This window comes from Bradyrhizobium sp. PRIMUS42, assembly GCF_023006515.1.
Classification (GTDB): Bacteria; Pseudomonadota; Alphaproteobacteria; order Rhizobiales; family Xanthobacteraceae; genus Bradyrhizobium.
Genome location: NZ_JALBGZ010000595.1, coordinates 1 through 3,876 on the forward strand (window position 1 = coordinate 1; position 3,876 = coordinate 3,876).

Below are 3,876 nucleotides of genomic sequence, written 5' to 3' on the forward strand. Positions count from 1 at the left end.
GCCACCAACCCGCAGCGCCGCGCCCGCGTCATGATGAAATTCGTCGAGCTGGTGCAGCGCGACTACGACAAGCTCGCCGAGCTGCTGGCGCGCGAGCACGGCAAGACCGTGCCCGATGCCAAGGGCGACATCCAGCGTGGCCTCGAAGTCGCCGAATTCGCCTGCGGCATCCCGCATCTGATGAAGGGCGAGTACACCGAAGGCGCCGGCCCGGGCATCGACATCTATTCGATGCGGCAGGCGCTCGGCGTCGTCGCCGGCATCACGCCGTTCAACTTCCCGGCGATGATCCCGATGTGGAAGTTCGCGCCTGCGATCGCCTGCGGCAACGCCTTCATCCTGAAGCCGTCCGAGCGCGATCCCGGCGTGCCGATGCTGCTAGCCGAGCTGATGATCGAGGCGGGCCTGCCCGCCGGCATCCTCAACGTCGTCAACGGCGACAAGGAAGCGGTCGACGCCATCCTCGACGATCCCGATATCAAGGCCGTCGGCTTCGTCGGCTCCACGCCGATCGCGCAGTACATCTATGAGCGTGCGGCGCAGACCGGCAAGCGTTGCCAGTGCTTCGGCGGCGCCAAGAACCACGCCATCATCATGCCCGACGCCGACATGGACCAGGCGGTCGACGCGCTGATCGGCGCCGGCTACGGCTCGGCCGGTGAGCGCTGCATGGCCGTGTCAGTCGCCGTTCCCGTCGGCAAGTCCACCGCCGACCGCCTGATGGAAAAGCTGATCCCGCGCGTCGAGTCGCTCAAGATCGGTACCTCGATCGATCCGTCGGCCGATTACGGTCCGCTGGTGACGCGCGAGGCGGTCGAGAAGGTCAAGGGCTACATCGACATCGGCATCAAGGAAGGCGCCACGCTCGCCGTCGATGGCCGCGGCTTCAAGATGCAGGGCTACGAGAAGGGCTTCTATCTCGGCGGTTCGCTGTTCGACAACGTCACCAAGGACATGCGGATCTACAAGGAAGAGATCTTTGGCCCCGTGCTCTCGGTCGTGCGTGCGCACGACTACAAGGAAGCGCTGGCGTTGCCGTCGGACCATGACTACGGCAACGGCGTTGCCATCTTCACCCGCGACGGCGACGCCGCGCGCGACTTCGCGGCCAAGGTCAACGTCGGCATGGTCGGTATCAACGTGCCGATCCCGGTGCCGATTGCCTATTACACCTTCGGCGGCTGGAAGAAGTCGGGCTTCGGCGATCTCAACCAGCACGGCCCGGACGCGGTCCGCTTCTACACCAAGACCAAGACGGTAACCTCACGCTGGCCGTCCGGCGTCAAGGAAGGTGCGGAGTTCTCGATCCCGCTGATGAAGTAAGTTCCTCGGCTGTCATTGCGAGGAGCCCTTGCGACGAAGCAATCCAGCATCTTTCCGCTGAGACGGTCTGGATTGCTTCGCTTCGCTCGCAATGACGAGAAAAATGAGCAGCCCAGCATGCAGTTCGCTCTGAACGAGGATCAGATCGCAATTCGCGACATGGCGTTGGCGTTTGCGGCGGAAAAGATCGCGCCGCACGCGTTGCGCTGGGACGAGGAGAAGCATTTTCCCGTCGACGTGATGCGCGAGGCGGCAACGCTCGGCATGGGCGGCATCTACATCCGCGACGATGTCGGGGGATCCGCGATGACGCGGTTCGACGCGGCGCTGATCTTCGAGGCGCTGGCGACGGGCTGCCCGACCACCTCGGCCTTCATCTCCATCCACAACATGGCGAGCTGGATGATCGATGCCTTCGGCAGCGACACCCAGCGCCACACATGGCTGCCAAAGCTTTGCACCATGGAGCTGATCGCGAGCTATTGCCTGACCGAGCCGGGAGCCGGCTCGGACGCGGCAGCGCTGCGCACCCGTGCGGTGCGTGATGGCGATCATTACGTCCTCAACGGCCAAAAGCAGTTCATCTCAGGGGCTGGCGGCACCGATCTGCTGGTTGCGATGGTGCGCACCGGCGGCGATGGCCCCGGCGGCATCTCGACCCTGGTCATCGACGGCAAGACGCCCGGTGTCTCCTTCGGCGCCAATGAACGCAAGATGGGCTGGAATGCGCAGCCGACCCGCGCCGTCATGTTCGAGAACGCGCGCGTGCCGGTCGCCAATCGCCTCGGCGGGGAGGGCATCGGCTTCAAGATCGCGATGGCCGGCCTTGACGGCGGCCGCCTCAACATCACGGCGTGCTCGCTTGGTGGTGCGCAGACCGCGCTCGACAAGGCGCGCGCCTACATGAAGGAGCGCAAGGCGTTCGGAAAGCGGCTCGACGAATTCCAGGCGCTGCAATTCCGCCTTGCCGACATGGCGATCGAGCTCGAGGCTGCTCGCACCTTCCTGTGGCGCGCTGCCGCCGCGCTGGATCGCAAGGACCCTGATGCCACCATGCTGTGTGCGATGGCCAAGCGGTTCGGCACCGACGTCGGCTTCGAAGTCGCCAACCACGCCCTCCAGCTCCACGGCGGCTATGGGTACTTGAGCGAATACGGCATCGAGAAGATCGTGCGCGATCTGCGCGTGCACCAGATCCTTGAAGGCACCAATGAAATCATGCGGCTGATCGTGGCGCGCAAACTGATCGAGGGCGCGCGATGAATGCAGTGGAAGAGGGTGATCTCATCGTTCGTCGCGAGGGCGCGGCGGGCGTGATCCGCCTCAACCGCCCCAAGGCGATCAACGCAATGACGCTGGAGATGTCCATCGGCATCGACGCGGCGCTCGACACGTTCGAAACCGATCCTGATGTCGCCGCGATCATCCTGGAAGGCGCCGGCGAGCGCGGCCTCTGCGCCGGCGGCGACATTCGCGGCCTCTGGGAGAGCTCGCGCGAAGGCGGCGATCTCGGCGCGCGGTTCTGGCGCCAGGAATACGTCATGAATGCGCGGATCGCGAAATATCCGAAGCCGTATGTGGCGTTCATGGACGGCCTCGTGATGGGCGGCGGCGTCGGGCTGTCAGGCCATGCCAGCCATCGTGTCGTCACCGATCGCACCAGGTTGGCCATGCCCGAGGTCGGGCTCGGCTTCTTCCCCGATGTCGGCGGCACCTGGCTGCTGTCGCGCTCGCCCGGCGAGATCGGCACTTATTTTGGCCTGACCGGCCAGACCATGAACGGCCCCGACGCGATCCACGCAAAGTTCGCGGATGCGGTTGTGCCGGCGGCTGAATGGCCGGAGCTGCGCGAGGCGCTCACGAAAGTTCGGAAGGGCGTGACCGCAGCCGATGTCAGCAAGCTCATCAGCGGTTTTGAGACCGGGGAGACCGCGGGGCCGGTGGCCGCAAAGGAGCCTGCGATCGATGCATTGTTCGGTTTCGATCGCATGGACGACATTTTTGCTGCGCTGAAACGGGACGGCTCGGAATTTGCGCTGGCCACGCTGAAGACGCTCAACGAAAAATCTCCGCGGGGCATGGTGGTGACGCTGAAGCTGTTGCGGCTCGCGCGAATCGCCTCAAGCCTGGAGGAGTGTCTGGTGCGCGAATATCGGGCTGCGCTGGAAGTCTTCCGCAGCGACGACTTTCGCGAAGGCGTGCGCGCCGCCGTGATCGACAAGGACCGCAATCCGAGCTGGTCGCCGCCACGGATCGAGGATGTGACGCCGCAGATGCTTGCGCCGTATCTCGCCGAGATCGGCGCCGACGAGCTGAAGTTCAGCTAACAACACGACAGCGGAGGAAACGACAATGGCCACGATCGCATTCATTGGTCTGGGCAACATGGGAGGCCCGATGGCGGCCAATCTGGTCAAGGCCGGCCACAAGGTGGTGGCGTTCGATCTCGTCGAGGCCTCGCGCGCGTTGTCCTTGGTGGTCTGGAACAGCGCACCGGTCACCAGCAGGTGGCGATCAGCAAGCTCCCATTTGGTGCCGAGCTCGATCGCCTTG

The 3,876-nt window shown here is 64.7% G+C and carries 4 protein-coding genes; all 4 read left to right on the forward strand.

Annotation, left to right across the window (positions count from 1 at the left end):
• A partial coding sequence (locus tag MOV75_RS30030) for a CoA-acylating methylmalonate-semialdehyde dehydrogenase (protein ID WP_247007132.1) occupies window positions 1-1,323 on the forward strand: 1,323 nt, incomplete at its 5' end.
• Between the two features lie 117 nt (window positions 1,324-1,440).
• Window positions 1,441-2,586: an isobutyryl-CoA dehydrogenase gene (locus MOV75_RS30035; protein ID WP_247007133.1), complete on the forward strand. Its 1,146-nt coding sequence runs from the start codon at window positions 1,441-1,443 to the stop codon at window positions 2,584-2,586.
• The gene (locus tag MOV75_RS30040) at window positions 2,583-3,650 is read left to right on the forward strand and encodes an enoyl-CoA hydratase/isomerase family protein (protein WP_247007135.1); all 1,068 of its coding nucleotides are present in this window, start codon (window positions 2,583-2,585) and stop codon (window positions 3,648-3,650) included. Before MOV75_RS30035 ends, MOV75_RS30040 begins: the two co-directional genes overlap by 4 nt.
• 25 nt (window positions 3,651-3,675) lie before the next feature.
• Window positions 3,676-3,876: NAD(P)-binding domain-containing protein (locus MOV75_RS30045; RefSeq protein WP_247007136.1), on the forward strand; the 201-nt coding region annotated here is incomplete at its 3' end.